19 protein-coding genes and 1 rRNA gene are annotated in these 18,313 nt (G+C 51.0%); 14 read left to right on the top strand and 6 right to left on the bottom strand.

All coding sequences use genetic code 11. The annotated features are described in order from the left end of the window. Nucleotides 1-199: 199 nt before the first annotated feature. From rrf to IQ22_RS00045, 7 genes are all read left to right on the top strand, one after another. A 5S ribosomal RNA gene (gene rrf, locus IQ22_RS00010) occupies nt 200-315 on the top strand. A gap of 126 nt (nt 316-441) precedes the next feature. Further along, nucleotides 442-1,392, top strand: a complete 951-nt coding sequence (gene birA / locus IQ22_RS00015) for a bifunctional biotin--[acetyl-CoA-carboxylase] ligase/biotin operon repressor BirA (protein WP_145137494.1) — start codon at nt 442-444, stop codon at nt 1,390-1,392. Further along, the gene (locus tag IQ22_RS00020) at nt 1,382-2,134 is read left to right on the top strand and encodes a type III pantothenate kinase (RefSeq protein WP_145136162.1); all 753 of its coding nucleotides are present in this window, start codon (nt 1,382-1,384) and stop codon (nt 2,132-2,134) included. The genes birA and IQ22_RS00020 overlap by 11 nt, the downstream gene beginning before the upstream one ends. Nucleotides 2,135-2,380: 246 nt before the next feature. Beyond that, on the top strand, nt 2,381-2,794 hold the full coding sequence (locus IQ22_RS00030; protein ID WP_145136168.1) for a DUF3301 domain-containing protein: 414 nt from the start codon (nt 2,381-2,383) through the stop codon (nt 2,792-2,794). Between the two features lie 356 nt (nt 2,795-3,150). Beyond that, nucleotides 3,151-3,411 carry a hypothetical protein gene (locus IQ22_RS00035; protein ID WP_145136171.1) on the top strand — a complete coding sequence of 87 codons (261 nt, stop codon included), beginning with the start codon at nt 3,151-3,153 and terminating at the stop codon, nt 3,409-3,411. A gap of 735 nt (nt 3,412-4,146) precedes the next feature. Next, nucleotides 4,147-5,010, top strand: coding sequence for a MurR/RpiR family transcriptional regulator (locus IQ22_RS00040; protein ID WP_244308870.1), 864 nt, complete (start codon nt 4,147-4,149; stop codon nt 5,008-5,010). A 202-nt stretch (nt 5,011-5,212) separates the two neighbouring features. Continuing rightward, on the top strand, nt 5,213-5,677 hold the full coding sequence (locus IQ22_RS00045; RefSeq protein WP_244308843.1) for a DUF1810 domain-containing protein: 465 nt from the start codon (nt 5,213-5,215) through the stop codon (nt 5,675-5,677). 120 nt (nt 5,678-5,797) lie between these two features. On the opposite strand, the gene IQ22_RS00050 is transcribed toward IQ22_RS00045, so the two are convergent. The 6 genes from IQ22_RS00050 to yidD all read right to left on the bottom strand — a co-directional run bounded on the left by IQ22_RS00050 (nt 5,798) and on the right by yidD (nt 10,337). Then, nucleotides 5,798-6,151 (bottom strand): hypothetical protein, encoded by a 354-nt coding sequence (locus IQ22_RS00050; protein WP_145136178.1) that lies wholly within the window; start codon nt 6,149-6,151, stop codon nt 5,798-5,800. A 134-nt stretch (nt 6,152-6,285) separates the two neighbouring features. After that, entirely contained in the window at nt 6,286-7,428 is a 1,143-nt protein-coding gene (locus tag IQ22_RS00055) for a hypothetical protein (protein ID WP_145136181.1), read from the bottom strand. Nucleotides 7,429-7,511: 83 nt separating this feature from the next. Continuing rightward, nucleotides 7,512-8,009, bottom strand: coding sequence for a hypothetical protein (locus tag IQ22_RS00060; protein ID WP_425298826.1), 498 nt, complete (start codon nt 8,007-8,009; stop codon nt 7,512-7,514). Nucleotides 8,010-8,418: 409 nt separating this feature from the next. Beyond that, nucleotides 8,419-9,402: a hypothetical protein gene (locus IQ22_RS00065; RefSeq protein WP_145136182.1), complete on the bottom strand. Its 984-nt coding sequence runs from the start codon at nt 9,400-9,402 to the stop codon at nt 8,419-8,421. A 63-nt stretch (nt 9,403-9,465) separates the two neighbouring features. Next, nucleotides 9,466-9,948, bottom strand: coding sequence for a hypothetical protein (locus IQ22_RS00070; RefSeq protein ID WP_145136183.1), 483 nt, complete (start codon nt 9,946-9,948; stop codon nt 9,466-9,468). Nucleotides 9,949-10,091: 143 nt separating this feature from the next. Then, nucleotides 10,092-10,337, bottom strand: a complete 246-nt coding sequence (gene yidD, locus IQ22_RS00075; protein WP_145136184.1) for a membrane protein insertion efficiency factor YidD — start codon at nt 10,335-10,337, stop codon at nt 10,092-10,094. Nucleotides 10,338-10,526: 189 nt separating this feature from the next. Here yidD and pcaQ point away from each other — a divergent pair, with 189 nt between their 5' ends. From pcaQ to IQ22_RS00110, 7 genes are all read left to right on the top strand, one after another. After that, nucleotides 10,527-11,471: a pca operon transcription factor PcaQ gene (gene pcaQ / locus IQ22_RS00080; protein ID WP_145136185.1), complete on the top strand. Its 945-nt coding sequence runs from the start codon at nt 10,527-10,529 to the stop codon at nt 11,469-11,471. A 100-nt stretch (nt 11,472-11,571) separates the two neighbouring features. After that, on the top strand, nt 11,572-12,294 hold the full coding sequence (gene pcaH, locus IQ22_RS00085; protein WP_145136186.1) for a protocatechuate 3,4-dioxygenase subunit beta: 723 nt from the start codon (nt 11,572-11,574) through the stop codon (nt 12,292-12,294). Nucleotides 12,295-12,304: 10 nt separating this feature from the next. Continuing rightward, nucleotides 12,305-12,907, top strand: coding sequence for a protocatechuate 3,4-dioxygenase subunit alpha (pcaG, locus tag IQ22_RS00090; RefSeq protein ID WP_145136187.1), 603 nt, complete (start codon nt 12,305-12,307; stop codon nt 12,905-12,907). Next, a complete protein-coding gene (gene zapE, locus IQ22_RS00095) occupies nt 12,907-13,965 on the top strand; it encodes a cell division protein ZapE (RefSeq protein WP_145136188.1) in 1,059 nt (352 codons plus the stop codon). The genes pcaG and zapE overlap by 1 nt, the downstream gene beginning before the upstream one ends. A gap of 274 nt (nt 13,966-14,239) precedes the next feature. Continuing rightward, on the top strand, nt 14,240-15,079 hold the full coding sequence (locus tag IQ22_RS00100; protein WP_145136190.1) for an IclR family transcriptional regulator domain-containing protein: 840 nt from the start codon (nt 14,240-14,242) through the stop codon (nt 15,077-15,079). Between the two features lie 462 nt (nt 15,080-15,541). Continuing rightward, nucleotides 15,542-16,747 (top strand): 3-oxoadipyl-CoA thiolase, encoded by a 1,206-nt coding sequence (pcaF, locus tag IQ22_RS00105; RefSeq protein ID WP_167654139.1) that lies wholly within the window; start codon nt 15,542-15,544, stop codon nt 16,745-16,747. A gap of 261 nt (nt 16,748-17,008) precedes the next feature. Beyond that, nucleotides 17,009-18,298 (top strand): MFS family transporter, encoded by a 1,290-nt coding sequence (locus IQ22_RS00110; RefSeq protein WP_145136197.1) that lies wholly within the window; start codon nt 17,009-17,011, stop codon nt 18,296-18,298. Nucleotides 18,299-18,313 lie beyond the last annotated feature (15 nt).

Genomic DNA, 18,313 nt, shown 5'->3' on the forward strand with positions numbered 1-18,313 from the left:
ATAGGTCGGGTGTGTAAGCGCTGTGAGGCGTTGAGCTAACCGATACTAATTGCCCGTGAGGCTTGACCATATAACACCCAAACAATCTGTAAAGATTGCCTACGGGAAGACGCCTAAAGCCGAAAGCTTGCGAACCCGCAATTACCTGATCACATACCCATTCGAGGAAGCAACTAACAGCGATTCCTCACCCGAATTGCTTGACGACTATAGAGCTCTGGAACCACCTGATCCCATTCCGAACTCAGAAGTGAAACAAAGCATCGCCGATGGTAGTGTGGGGCCTCCCCATGTGAGAGTAGGTCATCGTCAAGCACCTATACCCAAAACCCCCAGGCCTAACAGCCCGGGGGTTTTGTCTTTTCAGAGCCCAGAACTGAGCGGCAAAGACGGCTAACCTGGAGCAGGCTTGCTTCGGCTTTTAGAGAGAATTGTATGGCGATATCGGCACTTCTAATTTGTTTGGCTGATGGAAAGTTTCATTCTGGCGAGCAGTTGGGCAGGCTTTTAGGTATTAGCCGCAGTGCTGTTTGGAAGCAACTGCAAGCTATTGAAGAAAAGACCGGTCTAACCTTTTTTAAGGTTCCAGGTAAAGGTTATCGGTTGGCAGAGCCTCTTGAGCTACTAACTCCCCATCTTATTAAGTGTGTTGATTGGCCCGTCTCGATATTAGATACAATCGACTCTACTAATGCTGAGGCTTTACGGCGTGTATTAAATGGTGCTACGCAGCCTCCCTTTGTGCTTTTGGCTGAGCACCAAACGTCAGGTCGAGGTCGTAGGGGACGCCTATGGGTTAGCCCCTACGCCAAAAATATTTATCTTACCCTTGCGCTGTCTATTCAAGGAGGAGTTAGGCAACTCGAAGGGCTTAGCCTGGTTGTTGGGTTGGCTGTAGTTATTACCCTTCGGAAAATAGGGCTTAAAGACGTTGGGTTGAAATGGCCTAACGATATTCTTTTGCATAATCGCAAGCTGGCTGGTGTACTTGTCGAGATCTCAGGCGATCCGGCTGATATCTGTACCGCTATTATTGGCATTGGTTTGAATGTGAATATGCGAAGTGCCGAGAATATTGACCAGCCTTGGATATCCTTACATGAAGCCATTGGGCATCCAGTCTCACGAAACGAGTTGGTTTCTGGATTATTAGAGGAATTACGCGTCTTGCTAGGGCTTCACCAAGAGCAGGGTTTCGCTGAGCTTGGGAAAAGATGGGAAGAGAACCATCTTTGGCAAGGTCGTGAAGTGGTATTGTCTTCTGGAGTTCATCAGGTTAACGGAACAGTCCTAGGCATAGGCTTAGACGGATCGCTTAGGTTGAATGTAGACGGCCATGAAAAATCCTTTAGTGGTGGCGAGCTCAGTTTGAGATTGAATAATGATTCTTGAGCTTGATTGTGGAAACAGCTTAATTAAATGGCGTGTAGTTAACGCTGACAATAAAGTAGCTTCTTCGGGGGTTGTTCACTCGGATTCTGAGCTTGTTCAGGTGCTCCTAGAGTCGCCTTCCTTATCTCTAACGTCTTGCCGGCTTGTTAGTGTACGTAGTGAAGAAGAAACCGATGAGCTGATTGAGCAATTGAACAGTCAGCTTGGGCTTGTTTGTCTACAGGCCAAGCCCGCTGAAACACTCTTGGGCGTTGCCAATGGTTATGAAGATTACAAACGCTTAGGTATGGATCGTTGGCTGGCAGTACTAGGAGGTTTCAAGCTTGCTGGTGATAAAGCTTGTTTAGTTCTCGATTTAGGTACAGCCATTACAGCTGATTTCATTGATGCGGATGGACAGCATCGAGGCGGTTTCATCTGCCCGGGAATACCGCTGATGCGGCGTGAGCTTCAAACTCATACCCGGCGGATTCGATATGATCCACAATTCGAAGGTGCGAGCGGGCACCCCCTTCCTGGACGTACGACGGCTCAGGCTGTTGAGGGCGGGTGTGTTTACATGCTTAGAGGATTTGTACGTACTCAGCATGAGTTGGCTATCGAACTGCTTGGGTCTGATGTAGCTATATTTTTGACCGGAGGAGATGCTGAATTGGTAAAGGATGTGATTCCAGGTTCACGTATAGTGCCGGATCTGATTTTTGTCGGTTTAGCCTTTGCCTGTCCTGTTGGCTCAATATGATGAAATGGCTTTTCGTGTTTTTGTTAGCGTTAAATGTGTTTTATTACGTTTGGAACCAGCAACAGACACCTCTTCGCGCAAAGGAGGTTACCCCGCTAAGCTTGTACAAAGGTGATCAAAATAACATTCGTTTGCTGCACGAGCCTGAAACCCCTTCATCGGAAGCCATGCCTAGGCAGTGAGCAGGAAGAGTTTAATAGGTCTCTCTTAGTAGAGAGCTTGGAAGGCTTGTGCAGGTGAATATTCATGCTGACCTTGGGTAATCTGTTCATTTTCATGATGGCCGCTGCGGTGTGTGCTTGGCTATGGCATTCACATGGACTGCGCGAGCGTACTTTAGCTTTAGCTAAAGAGCATTGCGCCAAACGTGGCGTAGAGCTCTTGGACGAAAATGTGGCCTTTCGCCGTTTCGGTATTATGCGAGACGTTAAAGGACATAGGCGCTTTGCTCGATTTTACGATTTTGAGTTCACCTCAACAGGCGAGCAGCGCTTAGCAGGGAGCATAGTCATGTTTGGAGCAAGACTTGGTTTGATTGAGTTTGCGCCTTATGCAGTTCCAGATCAGCCGCATATACCCAATGATCCACGTATTGTAGATATGGCTTCATGGAGAGAAGCACGTGAAAAAAGAGGAGATGAACGCCGCCGAGTGGATTAAATAGTTCCCAATTGGCTGCGTATGTAGGAGCTGTTTCACGGTTTATGTTATTTACTTCCTCGTAACTAGCCTGCATCTCGCTTGCTATCTTCGCTATAGGCTTGGGGCTTCTGGTCTGTCTTCGTATCAAGAGTAATTTGCCTTAAAACGGATAAGTTGTACGGGTCCTATTTACCTGTGCAGATAGAAAATAGGGCGCGTCTATCCGATACGTTTGAAGAGTTTTTTTACCTTGTGCGACTATGCAGGGCGACTCGTGTGGTATCGCGCCAGCGATCGTATTCAGGACGAAGTCAGACTGTCTGGACATGACTGGGCAGAAAGAACAATAGCCCCTGACTGTGGAGAGCGCACCATTGCGTAACAATATCATTTCGATCAAGCCGCAAAACCAGGAAGACCGGGAAACACTTGAAGCCCGACTGAGCTTTCTTCAAAAAGCTTCACTACGTCTTTTACACCGTAATGGCAGCAAAGCGACGCTTCTCGTGTTGGAGCGATGGCGTTCGACAGAGGACGATATTCAAGTTGTCTTTACCCCCGGGATTGTCGAGGCATTAGGCGAGAAGTTGGACGGCCGACAGTTGTTAGACGCAGCCATGAGCGCTGCTCGGTAATCCGCTTGGCTTGATCAGTCCCGGTTTCTGGATTCGCTTGCCTTAGATGTATGGGCTATTGATTGATCATTCTGTTGGTTGGGCTGGAAATTATCCGTCTGGGCTCTGGATTCAGACAGGGCTCAGTTGGAGCGCTATGAAACTTTAAAATTGAGGTGTCGACGAGTAGTTGCTCCAGGCTGATTTTCCAGTGACAGCTGAATTTATTATGTGCCTACAGCAGGCCTCTCATTTTGAAGTTTTCTTATAGGCTACGCTCAGCAAATCAGCCTATTCGATTGTAAGCTGATGAAGCCATAATCGTGTAATGCTCTGGTATGTCTTGTGGGCACGGTCGAACCCAAGCGTCATTCATTAGTATTGTTTTTTCATACGATAGGGTTATAGCGTGAAGTCTTGGGCTAGAGCACATGTCTACCATTACTCCTCTAGCTGAATTCAAGGCGTAGAGGAATCTACTGCCCTTAATATCTGGATTTTCTCCAAAGCCTTTAGTTTGCCAATATTTTTCTAAAAAAATATTTTTAGAAAAATAATCCTTTATTCTAAGCTCAGTTTTTACAATTCTACTTTTTAAGAAATCTGCTTATTCTTTTGCAGATAACTGCATTTGCTGAAAAATGCACGCATTATCAAACGGTTTAGAGCGCTAACATCAATTGATGCGCTGCTGTAACGATTCATCAGAAAGGATACCAAATGCTTGATACTGATCCATCGCAGGCTTCCACGGTTATGGTTCCTGATAGCGTAGAGGCGTTACAAAAGTCGATTGCGGCGGAATATGAGTCTCTGCCTCGACAACTCAAACGCGTCGCCACTTACATGAGTCAACAGAGCGACCGTGTTATGGTTGATCGGATCAGCGATATTGCTCGGCAGTGTGAGGTTCATCCTTCGGCTATTGTCCGTTTTTCGCAGCGCTTTGGGTTCAAGGGCTTTAGCGAGATGCAGGCCTTGTTTCGTGAGGCCTATACGCACAAAGCAACACCGATTCAGAACTATCAGCAACGTATTCGGCGCATGATTGCCAATAAGTCACAGATGGCTACTGGCGTCGATTTGGCTCAGGAATGTATTAGCGCTACACGTTCTGGTCTAGATCGCTTGGCTGAAGAGCTGGATGACAAGGCCTTTGAGAAAGCGGTGGGTTTGTTAGTAAATGCAGAGAATATCTATGTGGTTGGCGTGCGCCGGTCGTTTGCCGTAGCACATTACTTTGTTTACAACTTGCAGCACACAAACAAGCGTATCCATCTGGTGTCAGGGCTAGGGGGCAGTTATCGCGAGCAAATGCGTAGTGTCAGCTCGAATGATTTAGTCGTAGCTATTAGCTTCACCCCTTATGGAAAGGAGAGTCAGCAGTGTGTTCGTATTGCCCAACATAACCAGGCGAAGACATTGATTATTACAGATAGCCAATTATCTCCTCTGGCGAAGCGGGCCAATGCGTTACTGCTAGTCAATGAGGGGAGCGCCTTTGCCTTTCGCTCGTTAAGTGCCACTCTATGCTTGTGTCAGGCCTTGTTCATTGCGTTAGCGTATCGTTTAGAAATGAAGGTTGATGAGATGCAGGAGCCCATTGGGTTCGATGATTGAACATCTTTCTTCAATAACTTGGCGTGGGCACTAAGTAGAGATGATATTGCCTAATGCTTACCTGTTCCTAACAAGACGAGGCATATCATGGCTACCGAGCACTCAAAACGTACGACTTCAGAGTCACCTGAAGAGGCAAGCAAAGTAGGAGAGGCTAATAAGACCTTGAATCAGCAAGGTGAGCAGCGCCGGACCAAGTTCAATGAGCCTGAAGATCCGCAGGCTCAGCGGTCGAAATGATTCTATGATGGCCGAATCTTTTACTCTTGAGCGCTTTGTAATGGCCCAAGACCCTTTATGGGGGCGGGTGCTTTCTGAGTTGCAGGCAGGCAGTAAACGCACTCACTGGATGTGGTTTGTTTTCCCACAGATTCAGGGCCTTGGTTATAGCGATATGGCGCGGCGCTATGCTATAGCCTCTGGTGAGGAGGCCAGGGCCTACTTAAACCATTCGATTTTGGGGTCGCGGTTGCGTGAGGCGACTGTAATTGTAAATAGCCTTGAGAACTTCAGCGTGGAGCAAATTTTTGGTTATCCGGATAACCTTAAATTTCATTCTTCCATGACATTATTTGCTCAGGTAACCGATGGCGACGATATATTTACTCGTGCGCTGGATATCTATTTTCAGGGTAAACAAGACAACGCTACGTTGATGCGCTTGTAACACGTCATGCGGGTATTTCCTGAATAGTTGAATCGCATGACAGGCGTTCGCTAAAGCGCTGATTGGTTGCAATATGTCGGAGGGAATGGAGTTAAGTGCGATGCCTGTTCGATCCCTTCCTCAGGTGCGTAGCCCTGGCGTATCGGAGGATTTCTGACCAAGCGTTTTCTCTATTTCAGGTTGTTCAATACCATCCACCCACCATTTTAAGTGCGCGCTTACTTGGGTCTGTGGGGCATAGCCGAGCTTATTACGTACCGGACACGAACCGTTTTCCGTAGCTTTGGCCTCTCCAGCCTGCCGAGAGCGATTATTACCCGCTTTACCGTTTGACTGAACGATCATTTCAAAGCGTATGCTTTCGCCCTTGCCTCGAAAGCATAACTCCACGGCAGCTTGTTGGGGCGTAACGGCCTCAAGGTTGAGTGATGCTTCAACATTGGGGGATGAAGTTGCAAGTAACCAAGCGGTCATAGGCAATACAAGTAATCTTGACATAATAGTAGTAGGGCCGAGATATGCCGACTGTTATTGAGGGCGGCTTAAGATGTCAGGCCACCTTTAGGTAAGGCTAGCGTTATTCAACGCTAGCCTGTGCAGCAACTGGCTTACTGTTGGGTAATGGTTGCGCTATTGCCATTGCCTGTTTGAGAGATAGTTGCCGCAGCGCCAAAGCCGAATTGACCACCTTGCGTAATCATGGCCTGGTTTGCTACACCATTCTGCGCCACGACTGCCATGGCCCCAAGTTGAGAGTCGAGCTGTTGTACTGTAGCAATGTTGTCACTGCCATTTTGCGTGACATCTACATAATTACTGTCTCCTGTTTGGGTGGCAGTAACAGTGTTGCCAGTCCCCGTCGAAGAGCCCGCCAGAACGTTTCCTCGTCCCTCAACTGTGCTGCTGAACGTGTTGCTAGAGCCATCCTGATCGAAGTAAAGCTCGTTGAACTTGCCGTCCTGCTGAATATTCATCACGTTATTGTCGCCACGCTGCGACAACGTTGCGAACTCAGGGCCGCTATAGCCATCCTGAATGAGGGATGCCGTGTTCGAGGTGCCTTCCTGGGTAATGGAAGCCGTCTGGCCATCACCGGTCTGCGTCAACGCAATGTTGTTGTTGTCGCCTGTTTGAGCCAACGTAGCTGAGTTGCCGATGCCGACTTGCGCGGTCTCGACGCGATTGTCGTTACCGGTTGCAGTTGCGGTGAATTGATTAGCGTAGCCATCCTGCGAAACGATATGGCTATTATTATCACCTTGCTGATAAATACTAGCGTAGCCGCCGGATGACATGCCATAGGCCGATCCACCGCCCTGAGTAACTTCGGCTAGGTTGTTATTGCCCACTTGCTCGATCTGGGCGATGTTATCGTTGCCAGTCAATTGATATATCTTGGCTTCGTTGACGTCGCCAGCCTGGGTGACCTGGGTTTGGCTGTTGTCTTGCGCCTCCTGATAGATAGAAGATGTGTTATCGCCGCCCTGCTGATACGTTGTAGCGGTGTTGTACGTACCGTCTTGATATTGATAGGAGGAACTGCGCGAGGCACCACTCTGGGTTACGGTGCCTGTATTACCAGTACCCAACTGCTCTTGGATGCTACTGCTTTGTAGAGATCCGTCGAGTTGTTCCAGTGTGGCCGAGTTGTTATCTCCTGACTGACGGGTTTCTGCCGTGTTCATTTCAGCAAAGGATTGAGCGCTGAAAGCGATCAGAATGGCAGCGGCGAGCGGCTTAAATGTATGCATGATTCTTCCTTTTTTTACTGCTTTAAAGCCCTGGCGAGGGCTTGATCCAATAAGATGCAAACGGGAGTACGGTTTTTAGGAACTCAGTACTGGCTTACTGTTACGCTCTGGTGGCTGCCGTATTGAGTGACATTAGCCTGCTGGCCTGTTCCGCTCTGCTCGATAGAGGCGTTGTTATAGGCGCCATATTGAGTAATCAGGGCAACATTTGTAGAACCGCTCTGGGTGATATCGGCGTTGTTTGCATACCCGGCCTGGGTAATGATTGCCGTGAGATCAGAGCCTTGCTGCAGAATAGCGGCCTGCTGATCGCTACCTTGTTGAGCAATGACGGCACGTGAGGCAATACCTTGCTGGGTCAGTGTCGCCTCGTTGCCATTACCATTCTGTGTTATGGCTGCCGTTAGACCAGTAGCTGAAGCATTAGCCAGGGCGCGCATGTCGATAGTGCCGGCGAGGTCTGAAGTAGAGGCAAGATCGAAATTATCGACTAGGTCAGCAGCATAAAGAGGGGAGAGGGCAAAGCTCATGCCACTTAGGGCGAGCAGTACTCTTGAGCATAACCGTTGCAATACTTTCATGGCTAAATCCCTATATAGCACTGGCTGAATTGTTGGCTTTGTTGCAATGGCTGGGTATCGCTCTAAAGATTGAAAAAGAAATGTTTTTGGTCTGTTAAAGGATTAATCCTTTGCTGGAGTGGTGTCGTGCTTCTATGTTTTAGAAACGGGCTATCCGAGTAGACTATTGCGTCCTGACAGCAAGGCAGGAAGATGATAGATGGCTAGATCGCCGAGGCCGGGCTTGGCTAGCACTCGGCGAATTTTTCGGTGCAACTCAGTTTTGAGTAATCAACGCTACGTTTGCAGTACCATCCTGACGTATGACGGCCGAGGCTGGAACGAGTGCGTTGATGTCCGACACCTGGGAAAGGGTGGCCTGGTTGGTTGTACCTGTCTGGATGATCGCGGCATCGCTGAAACTGTTCTCTTAGGTAACCGTGGCCTGGTTGTCATTACCGGTTTGCAGCACTTCAAGCGTGTTAAGCGATCCGCTCTGTACCAACTCGACTATGTTGTTATTACCAAGGGAAGAGCCCGTAAGGCCCAAGTTACGGCCTATGCTTTCAGCCGTTAGACTATTGCCATTCCCGTTCTGCTCGAAATAAAGCTCGTTGTTCAAGCCGACTTGACTAGTTGTAGCGACATTATCATCGCCAAATTGAAGTACGTTGGTCGAAGAGGCCTGGTAACCGGATTGGGTTATGGAGGCATCGTTGCGCTCGCCAGACTGGACTACGTCAGCCTGCGAGGCGATCCCGCTCTGGTTGAGCGCTACCGTATTTTGGTGGCCATACTGAGTTAATCGACCCATTTCGCCAGTGCCGGTTTGTGAGATGTCGATTCGGTTGAGGTCGCCCCACGTGGTATTGAATGCCCAGTTGTTTATGCCTGTCTGTACGGCGGTCAGTTCGTTCGAGCTGCCGCGATGGTAAAGGCCGATAGACCCGGACGTTGCTCCCTCGGGTCCACCTTGAGTGATCGTCGCTCGGTTGGCATAGCCGGTCTGGTCGACATCTGCTACGTTGGCCTCCCCATTGATTTGCTGCACAAATGCATAATTGAATGTGGTAGCGCTTTGGTCGACAGCAACCCGGCTATTGCTCTGGTCGACCTGTTCTACATGGGACTGGTTATCATATCCGCCAATCTGGTAGGTCTCTATTTGATTACTGGAACCGCTTTGATATTGATAAGAAACCTGACGGCTGCCCTCCGTTTTATCGACTACCGCCTGATTGCTTGACCCATGTTGCTCTTGGCGGCTGTAGCTGCCTTCTCCACCTTTACCCTGTAGCGCTGTGGCTGAATGATTATCCCCGGTTTGATAGATCTCAGCCGTATTGTTGGCCGTCAGTGCCTGAGCGCTTATGGCTATGAGCAGTGCTGCTGTCAGGGGGTTAATGTGATGCATGATGAATCCTCCGTTGATTTCATGAACATCGATTAACGCGTGAGAGGGCAGGCAACCGGCCTGCTAGCGGTGTTGACGGACGACTACGCTCTGGTAATTGCTGTATTGTGTGACCGTACTGTTAAGCCCATCACCTACCTGTTCTATATAGGCTTCGTTGTAGGTCCCGTATTGAGCAATCTGAGCGCTACTACCGGATCCTTGTTGAGAGATATAGGCGTCATTGCCATAACCTGCCTGAATGATGATGGCTGTAAGTTCAGTGCCATTCTGGAGAAGGGTGGCCTCATGAGAGCTCCCCAACTGAGAAACAAGCGCCTGGTTGTTGAGTCCGATCTGGTTCAGTACAGCTTGGTGATCCGCACCGTTTTGCACGATATAGGCGACACGATTAGCGTTTCTCAGATCGATGCCATCAAGGGCACGGGGAGTGCGATATTCCATCGGAACCAAGAGGTCCACATCGTCGCCAAGATCAGTCGCATACAGGCTTGTTGCGAGGCAGGAGGTGCAGATTAGTAGATGAATTGGCCAAACCAGACGCATGGCAATGTCCTATATCACGCTGTGTTAAGCGTTTTATAGAATACTTATCGCCAGGTTTATGGGTTTTGGCCATCGCCTAAAAGAGTGAAAATTATTTAAAGGGCGAGGAGAAGGAGTTAAGCCGAGCCTGTGCCGAAGGGTTCTCAATAGGCAGAGTGCGAATTTTTCTTGCTCATGCGCGGAGGAACCGGATCGAGTCCACCAGGATGAAAGGGATGGCAACGTGACAGGCGGCGCATGGATAGCCAACTGCCACGCACTACGCCATGGATTTGCAAGGCCTCGATGGCATAATGAGAACAAGATGGATAAAAGCGGCAGCGTGGACCAAGCAAAGGGCTAATGCCAATCTGATAACCACGCAGCAGGCAGATAAGGACTTTTTTCATCTTTATTCTCGGCAGAACAGAGCGGGGCGATCTTTGTTAGTCATAGTGTAATTAGTGTGCTGCGGCAATAGGCGAGCGGCCATATCCCCTGCAGCCAATAACCAGAAAGATATGTTACGGCAACGGCCTGTAGCGACAGGTCGGCGCTAGCGCGACAATGGCACCTCGCTCATTTTTAGTTGGCTGGCCATGAATATCGATACCCGAATCAAGTTCCGTCATCTCTTGTGCTTTCTCGAAGTGGCTCAACAGCGCAGCTTCGCCAAGGCCGCTCATGCAGTTTCGGTTTCCCAGCCAGCTATTTCAAAAACACTTAAGGAGCTCGAGGATATCCTCGAGGTGCGCCTGTTCGACCGTGCGAAAACTGGCGTGGTTTTGACTCAGTCTGGCCAGGACTTCATGCGTTATGCCGGGCCTTGTGTCCAGGCCTTGCGTGACGGAGTCAGTTCAGTGCGCAGTGGCAGCGTACAAGGTCAAGTGGTTAGGGTAGGTGTTCTGTCGACCGTTGAAAGCCAGGTCATGCCTGAGGTCATTCAGCGTCTGCATGCCCGCTACGCTGCGCTGACGATTAGTGTAACTACAGGCATGAGCGCCTATTTATTGAATCAGTTAAAAGTTGGTGAGTTAGATGTGGTCGTGGGACGTATGACCGACAGTCCGGAGATTCAGGGGCTTAACTTCGAACATTTGTATAGCGAGTCGATGACACTGGTGGTTCGCCCGGGCCATCCTGTATTACAGGATGAGAAAATCGATCGGCAGCGGCTGGCTGACTACCCCTTAATTTTGCCATTGTCAGGCACTACCATCCGTCAATATGCAGAAAGCTTCTTTGTGCAATGTGGTATTCCGCTCACTCAACAGCGTCTAGAAACGCTTTCTCCGGCCTTGAGTCGGCGGTATGTGTTGCAAAGCGATGCGATCTGGATCGCGCCACTTGATGCCGTGCAGATCGATATCCAGGCCAAGGCGCTGATGGAGTTATCGCTGGGTATTCAGGAGCCGGGAGGGTCGATCGGCTTGTGCCGTAACAGTACGGTACCTTTGCCGCTGGCTGGGCAGTGGTTCTGCGAGACGCTGCGAGAAGTAGCGACAGAATTAGTAGCGCACCGGGCCGCTATTCATAACCATTAGGTTATGGTGGTTTGACATCATTTCAATTGGCGAGGGCGTGACACTACGCCACACTGAGTTACCACCCGCCTGATGGGTGAAGCTCTCCGTGGAGTACATGATGAATAATAATTCCAATGATACGCGTTTTGTCGCCCGTGACCGTAGTTGGCATCCTCAGGCCTATACGCCGTCCTACAAATCTACCGTACCTCGTTCGCCTAGGCAGGCCTTGGTCAGCATTCAGCAGACTGTATCCGAGCGTACCGGTCCTGATTTTTCGCACTTGCAGTTTGGCAAGCACGACAATGACCTGCTACTGAATTTCAATAACGGTGGACTGCCGCAGGGTGAGCGGATCATTCTGTTCGGACGTATCGTCGACCAATTCGGCAAACCCGTCCCGAATACGCTGATAGAGATCTGGCAGGCCAATGCCGGTGGCCGTTACCGGCACAAGAACGACATTTATCTGGCACCGCTTGATCCGAATTTCGGAGGCGTAGGCCGTACCCGTACGGACAGCGAAGGAAATTATGTTTTCCGGACGATCAAGCCAGGCCCTTATCCCTGGCGTAACGGCGCAAACGATTGGCGTCCCGCCCATATTCACGTGTCGATCATGGGGCCGTCGATTTCAACGCGGCTGATTACCCAGTTGTATTTCGAAGGCGATCCGCTGCTGCCAATTTGTCCAATCGTGAAGTCCATAGCGAGCCCGGATGCGGTCCAAACGTTGGTTGCACGCCTGGATATGACCATGGCTAATCCCATGGACTGCCTCGCTTATCGTTTTGACATCGTCACTCGCGGCGCACGTCAGACCCATTTCGAGAACCTGTGAGGAGGCCATCATGACAGCGACTTTTCTGCCGGAAACCCCTTCACAAACAGCGGGTCCCTACGTTCATATTGGATTGGCACTAGCGGCTGCTGGCAATCCTACCCGCGAGTTGGAAATCTGGAACGAGTTGGCCAAGCCTGACGCGCCCGGTGAGCATATTTTGCTGACCGGACAGGTCTTCGATGGCAATGGCAACTTGGTACGTGACTCGTTCCTTGAGGTCTGGCAAGCCAACCATGAGGGCATCTATGACCCGATTTACGATCAGAGCAAGCCATTCAATGGTTTTGGTCGTACGGCTACGACGTTTGATTCGGGTGACTGGACTGTCAAAACAGTAAAGCCTGGCAAGGTGCTCGATAGTTTAGGACGTCCCATGGCGCCACATATCAATCTGGCGCTATTCGCTCGGGGCATTAATATCCATTTGCAGACCCGTATCTATTTCGAGGATGAAGGCGAAGCGAATGCGATTTGCCCGGTGTTGAATTTCGTCGAACCTCCGCGGCGTCCTACTTTGATGGCCAAGCGGTTTGATGATAATGGGCAAGTGGGCTACCGTTTCGACATCTATCTGCAAGGTCCGCAGGAAACTGTCTTTTTCGACTTCTAATGGCTACGCCTGAGCTTCTTAATATTGGTGAGCGGGTTCGGCAGCATTTTGCTGCTGAGCTGGCCTCTCGTAACTACACTGCCGATGCCGCCCAACAGGCGGCATCGGCGCATCTGGCTGATTGGTTGGAGCGCTTTCTATCCTCCCGTAAATCTTGGCTTCGGCGCCACTCGGCTGGTGTTTATATCTGGGGCGATGTCGGCCGTGGCAAGAGTTTTGTCATGGATGCCTTTTTTGCAGCCGTACCAATTGCCGAAAAGCGTCGCGTGCATTTCCATGCTTTTTTACAAGAGCTGCAACGGCGAATGCGTGATTACGCTGGCCAAGCCGATCCGTTAGCCCTGGTCGCCCGGGAGATCGCTCGCGATGTGCGGCTGATGTGCTTCGATGAGTTCCATGTGCATGACATCGGCGATGCCATGCTATTGGGGCGCATGCTGAAGGTATTGGTTGACGAGGGAGTTGGGCTAGTCATGACGTCCAACTACAAGCCTGAGCGGCTATGCCCTAATCCCCTTTACCGAGAACGCTTCAAGCCTGTTATTGCTCTCATCGAACAGCGTTTCGATATTTGCGCTCTGGATGGTGGCATCGACTATCGGCAGTGGACTAACGAAAATACCGTCTGGGGGCGCTATGTGTGGCCGGAGTCTAAGGGTGGGCAGGCGCGTGTGCAGGCATTACTGGATTTTTCGGAAAATGCCGTGACCGATACCACCTTAAATGTTAATCATCATCCTCTAAAAGTAAGCGCCTATGAGGGGGAGCGGATCTGGTTCGACTTTCATGATCTTTGTGGTCAACCCCATTCAACGGCTGACTATATATGGATCATCGAGCAGTTCCCGCAACTGGCGATTAGCGGCCTGAATACCCTGGCAGGCGAGACCGAAGCGGTTCGCCAGCGCTTCTTGAATCTGGTGGATATCGCCTACGACCGAGGGGTCTATCTCATTTTATGTAGCGAAGTGCCTATGGATGAGTTAGCAGGGGAAAAGACTATCGACTTTTCTCGCACACTGAGTCGTTTGAGACAATTAAAGCCAGAGGCGCTCTAGTCCAAAGACAAGTGAGACGCTGTGTGACCGCGCCACAAGCGAAGCCTCTACCCATTTGGTGAAAAACGTACGCTCATATATAGCGTCTCTTACGTCTTAGCCAGATAAATCCGAAATTTCTCGAAATCCTATGGTAGATCGAAACGCCAGACGCTTATAGCAACCAGTTTTGCAAGCGTGAGGCAATCTCTACAAACGGATCTTATTGCGATTATCGACCAGTTGATTCGATAATCGCCCAACTGATTTTGGCTACTGACTGGAGCGATACGTGATGGATAACACGCGTGATTCCTATTCCTTTGGCGCTCCACCCATTATCGCTTCGCCTGCGAAGCGTATCGACGCGTTTACGGGCGATCCCAATTTCATGACTTCACTGGCGCGTGGACTGGCGGTCATTCACGCCTTTCAGGAGCGTAAGCGGCATCTCACCATCGCTCAGATCAGCCACCGCACCGAAATTCCCCGTGCTGCCGTACGGCGATGCCTGCACACCTTGATGAAGCTAGGTTACGTCACTACAGATGGGCGCACCTATTCGCTTTTGCCCAAGGTGTTAACGTTGGGCCATGCTTATTTATCGTCCACACCCATGGCGCTGACCGCCCAGCCGATTCTGGATCGCCTGAGCGAGCAGTTGCACGAAGCCTGTTCGGTAGCCACGCTGGAAGGAGATGAGGTGCTCTACATTGCTCGTTCGGCTACTCCTCTACGGCTGATTTCAGTTGACCTTAGTGTAGGTAGCCGGTTGCCTGCCTATTGCACGTCAATGGGGCGCATTCTGCTGGCCGCATTGGACGATGCGGCGCTGAGCGACTATTTAGAGCGGGCCGATCTGCAGATCAAGACCAGTCGGACTTTGCATACGCCGGAAACCCTGCTGCCCTGTTTGGCACAGATTCGGCGACAGGGTTGGTGCATTGTCGATCAAGAGCTGGAGGTTGGGCTGCGTTCGCTGGCGGTTCCCATTCTTGACGCCTCTGGCCAAGTCATGGCCGCTATGAACGTTGGCACACATGCCAGTCGTATTACACGACAGGAGCTGGAGAGCCGCTTTTTGCCGCTTCTCTTGAAGGCCAGCCAGGAGTTGAGTGCCCGGCTATTTCATTAAGAACGTGTCGAGTACATGGGCGGTCCGCTGCCTATGACGTTATTGAAAGCAAGAGCGCTTGAAGATTATTGAATCGAATTTACTAGGGCATGCTGATTTATTCAGTCAGGCTTTCGGCTGGCCTGCTTACCCTGGGCTGTCAGCCACAATCAAAGAGGCTTCCAGATCCTATTAGTCATAGGTCCGATCTGTCTGTGCGATAAACGAACAAATATTCGATTATCGCATTGTCTGGTTGCGCCAAGAAGCATACTGTTCCTTCCATTCTGCATTCAGCTGTAAGTCGACTAAGCCGGCTCTGCTTTTTGAAGCAGACGCTCGATTTCGTTTACCCGCCTGAAGAAGATTTTATAACAGCTAACGGTCAGTGACGCTTCCCGGCACTGACTTGAGCCGCCAAACCGGGCGTTGGCCTGCGCCTGTATACAGGCACAGACGACTCGTCTCGGGACCAGGAGACCTATGATGCGTGACGTATTCATTTGCGATGCCGTTCGTACCCCTATTGGCCGCTTTGGCGGTTCGCTATCCAGTGTGCGTGCCGATGATCTGGCGGCTATCCCCCTGAAAGCGCTGATGGAGCGCAATCCCGGGGTGAACTGGGCAGAGGTCGATGAAGTGTTTATGGGCTGCGCCAACCAGGCCGGGGAAGACAACCGCAACGTGGCACGTATGGCATTGTTATTGGCAGGCCTGCCTGAAAACGTGCCGGGTGTTACGTTAAATCGCCTGTGTGCCTCAGGTATGGATGCGGTTGGTACTGCGTATCGTGCTATTGCAACGGGTGAAATGGAGCTGGCCATTGCGGGTGGCGTAGAGTCCATGTCACGTGCTCCCTTTGTCATGGGCAAGGCCGATACGGCGTTTTCACGTAATCAGAAGATTGAAGACACCACTATTGGATGGCGTTTCGTCAATCCGCTGATGAAGCAGCTGTACGGTACTCACTCCATGCCGGAGACAGCTGACAACGTGGCGGAAGAGTACAACGTGTCCCGCGCCGATCAAGACGCCTTTGCTCTACGCAGCCAACAGCGCACCGCGGCATCCCAGGAGAGCGGCTTCTTTGCCGAGGAAATCGTACCGGTCCGCATTGCTCACAAGAAAGGCGAAACTATTGTTGATAAGGACGAGCATCCACGTCCTGACACGACGCTGGAAATGTTAGCCAAGCTCAAGCCGGTCAATGGTCCGGATAAGACGGTGACCGCTGGTAATGCTTCGGGCGTGAATGATGGTGCGGCCGCTATGATCATCGCCTCGGCTGAGGCAGTGCAGAAGTACGGTCTTACGCCCCGTGCCCGTATCCTGGGCATGGCCAGTGGCGGCGTGGCGCCTCGTGTGATGGGTGTTGGCCCGGTGCCAGCCGTACAGAAGTTGCTTGCCCGTCTGGAAAAAACTATTGATGACTTCGACGTGGTTGAACTTAATGAGGCCTTTGCCAGCCAGGCACTGGCTGTAGTACGCGGCTTGGGCCTGCCGGATGACAGCGAAAAAGTGAATCCCCAAGGAGGCGCCATTGCTTTAGGCCATCCGTTGGGTATGAGCGGCGCACGTCTGGTCATGACAACCGTACATTGGCTTGAGAAGAACGATAAGAAACGTGGTTTGGCCACTATGTGCGTAGGAGTAGGGCAGGGCTTGGCCCTAGCTGTAGAGCGACTGTAAGACTGTTCGTGACATGGACTGAGCAAAGCGTCTTGTGATCTTGCAAGGCGTTTGTTTAACCCGTGTCGATGGTAATGCGTCTGAGCAAGGAGCGAAATCTTTTGTAACAGGTCACATCAAAGCTCGCAGAGCCAGTATTGCTCTGGTTCTGCCTGTACGGTGGCCAAGCCGCTGCTATATGCAGGCTAGGCGACTCGAGTTGGTACGCATGGTAATGCCATGCAGCACCAAGGATTACTCACCTATTACAAGAGTGCATAAATGACTACTTCTTCTTACACGTTGGAGGAGCGCCGAAAGCGAATCTTCGCTATCGTTGGTGCGTCGTCCGGTAATCTTGTCGAGTGGTTCGATTTTTACGTCTACTCGTTCTGCTCCATCTATTTCGCTCACGCCTTTTTTCCTTCTGACGATCCGACTGTTCAACTTCTGAATACGGCAGGCGTGTTTGCTGCCGGCTTCCTAATGCGCCCAATCGGTGGCTGGATTTTTGGTGGTGTCGCAGATCGCTACGGTCGGCGTACATCCATGATGATTTCCGTACTGATGATGTGTGCAGGCTCCTTGGCGATCGCCTGTCTGCCTACCTACGACAGCATTGGCTTCTGGGCGCCGCTCCTGTTGCTGTTGGCTCGTTTATTCCAGGGGCTCTCGGTTGGCGGCGAGTACGGGACGACAGCTACCTACATGAGTGAGGTAGCTCTAAAGGGTAAACGTGGTTTCTACGCGTCTTTTCAATACGTCACCCTGATCGGGGGACAATTGCTGGCCGTGCTGGTTGTTGTCGTCCTTCAGCAGCTTCTTACTGAAGAGGAGCTTCGCGCCTGGGGCTGGCGAATTCCTTTTGCCATTGGCGCTTTCGCTGCCGTCATCTCTTTACTGTTGCGCCGTTCTCTGGAAGAGACCGCAACCCAGGAGAGCCGCTCTGCCAAAGAAGCCGGTTCCCTGGCCGGCCTCTTCAAGCATCACAAGGCGGCGTTTTTTACCGTGCTGGGGTATACCGCCGGCGGCTCGCTAATCTTTTACACATTTACTACGTACATGCAGAAGTATCTGGTAAACACGGCCGGTATGAATGCCAAGACAGCCAGCGGCATCATGACGGGGGCTCTGTTTGTCTATATGGTCCTTCAGCCATTATTTGGAGCCTTGTCCGACCGTATCGGCCGGCGTGCTTCGATGCTATGGTTTGGTGCGCTGGGCGCATTGTGTACTTATCCGATCCTGCTCACCCTGAAGTCTACTAGTAACCCCTTCGCCGCCTTCGGCCTGATCATCGTGGCTCTTGCCATCGTCAGCTTCTATACCTCGATCAGTGGTCTGGTGAAAGCTGAAATGTTCCCACCAGAAATCCGTGCGTTGGGCGTAGGGCTGTCCTATGCCGTGGCTAATGCGCTGTTTGGCGGTTCAGCCGAGTTCGTGGCACTGAAGTTCAAGTCCATCGGCCATGAGGAGCTGTTCTATTTTTACGTGTCCGGAATGTTGGTAATCGCCTTCCTGGTGAGCCTGCGTCTGCCACGCAAGGCCAGTTATCTCCATGACGATCATTAACAACTCATAAGAAAT

The sequence above is a fragment of the Pseudomonas duriflava genome, assembly GCF_007830155.1.
GTDB classification, from domain to species: Bacteria; Pseudomonadota; Gammaproteobacteria; order Pseudomonadales; family Pseudomonadaceae; genus Chryseomonas; species Chryseomonas duriflava.

Excerpts from the sequence above, each read along its gene's own strand:
- IQ22_RS00020 (WP_145136162.1), top strand. The coding sequence starts at position 1,382 with ATGATTCTTGAGCTTGATTGTGGAAACAGCTTAATTAAATGGCGTGTA.
- IQ22_RS00030 (WP_145136168.1), top strand. The coding sequence starts at position 2,381 with ATGCTGACCTTGGGTAATCTGTTCATTTTCATGATGGCCGCTGCGGTG.
- IQ22_RS00040 (WP_244308870.1), top strand. The coding sequence starts at position 4,147 with ATGGTTCCTGATAGCGTAGAGGCGTTACAAAAGTCGATTGCGGCGGAA.
- IQ22_RS00045 (WP_244308843.1), top strand. The coding sequence starts at position 5,213 with ATGAGCCTGAAGATCCGCAGGCTCAGCGGTCGAAATGATTCTATGATG.
- IQ22_RS00050 (WP_145136178.1), bottom strand. The coding sequence starts at position 6,151 with ATGACCGCTTGGTTACTTGCAACTTCATCCCCCAATGTTGAAGCATCA.
- IQ22_RS00055 (WP_145136181.1), bottom strand. The coding sequence starts at position 7,428 with ATGCATACATTTAAGCCGCTCGCCGCTGCCATTCTGATCGCTTTCAGC.
- IQ22_RS00060 (WP_425298826.1), bottom strand. The coding sequence starts at position 8,009 with ATGAAAGTATTGCAACGGTTATGCTCAAGAGTACTGCTCGCCCTAAGT.
- IQ22_RS00065 (WP_145136182.1), bottom strand. The coding sequence starts at position 9,402 with ATGCATCACATTAACCCCCTGACAGCAGCACTGCTCATAGCCATAAGC.
- IQ22_RS00070 (WP_145136183.1), bottom strand. The coding sequence starts at position 9,948 with ATGCGTCTGGTTTGGCCAATTCATCTACTAATCTGCACCTCCTGCCTC.
- yidD (WP_145136184.1), bottom strand. The coding sequence starts at position 10,337 with ATGAAAAAAGTCCTTATCTGCCTGCTGCGTGGTTATCAGATTGGCATT.
- pcaQ (WP_145136185.1), top strand. The coding sequence starts at position 10,527 with ATGAATATCGATACCCGAATCAAGTTCCGTCATCTCTTGTGCTTTCTC.
- pcaH (WP_145136186.1), top strand. The coding sequence starts at position 11,572 with ATGAATAATAATTCCAATGATACGCGTTTTGTCGCCCGTGACCGTAGT.
- pcaG (WP_145136187.1), top strand. The coding sequence starts at position 12,305 with ATGACAGCGACTTTTCTGCCGGAAACCCCTTCACAAACAGCGGGTCCC.
- zapE (WP_145136188.1), top strand. The coding sequence starts at position 12,907 with ATGGCTACGCCTGAGCTTCTTAATATTGGTGAGCGGGTTCGGCAGCAT.
- IQ22_RS00100 (WP_145136190.1), top strand. The coding sequence starts at position 14,240 with ATGGATAACACGCGTGATTCCTATTCCTTTGGCGCTCCACCCATTATC.
- pcaF (WP_167654139.1), top strand. The coding sequence starts at position 15,542 with ATGATGCGTGACGTATTCATTTGCGATGCCGTTCGTACCCCTATTGGC.
- IQ22_RS00110 (WP_145136197.1), top strand. The coding sequence starts at position 17,009 with ATGACTACTTCTTCTTACACGTTGGAGGAGCGCCGAAAGCGAATCTTC.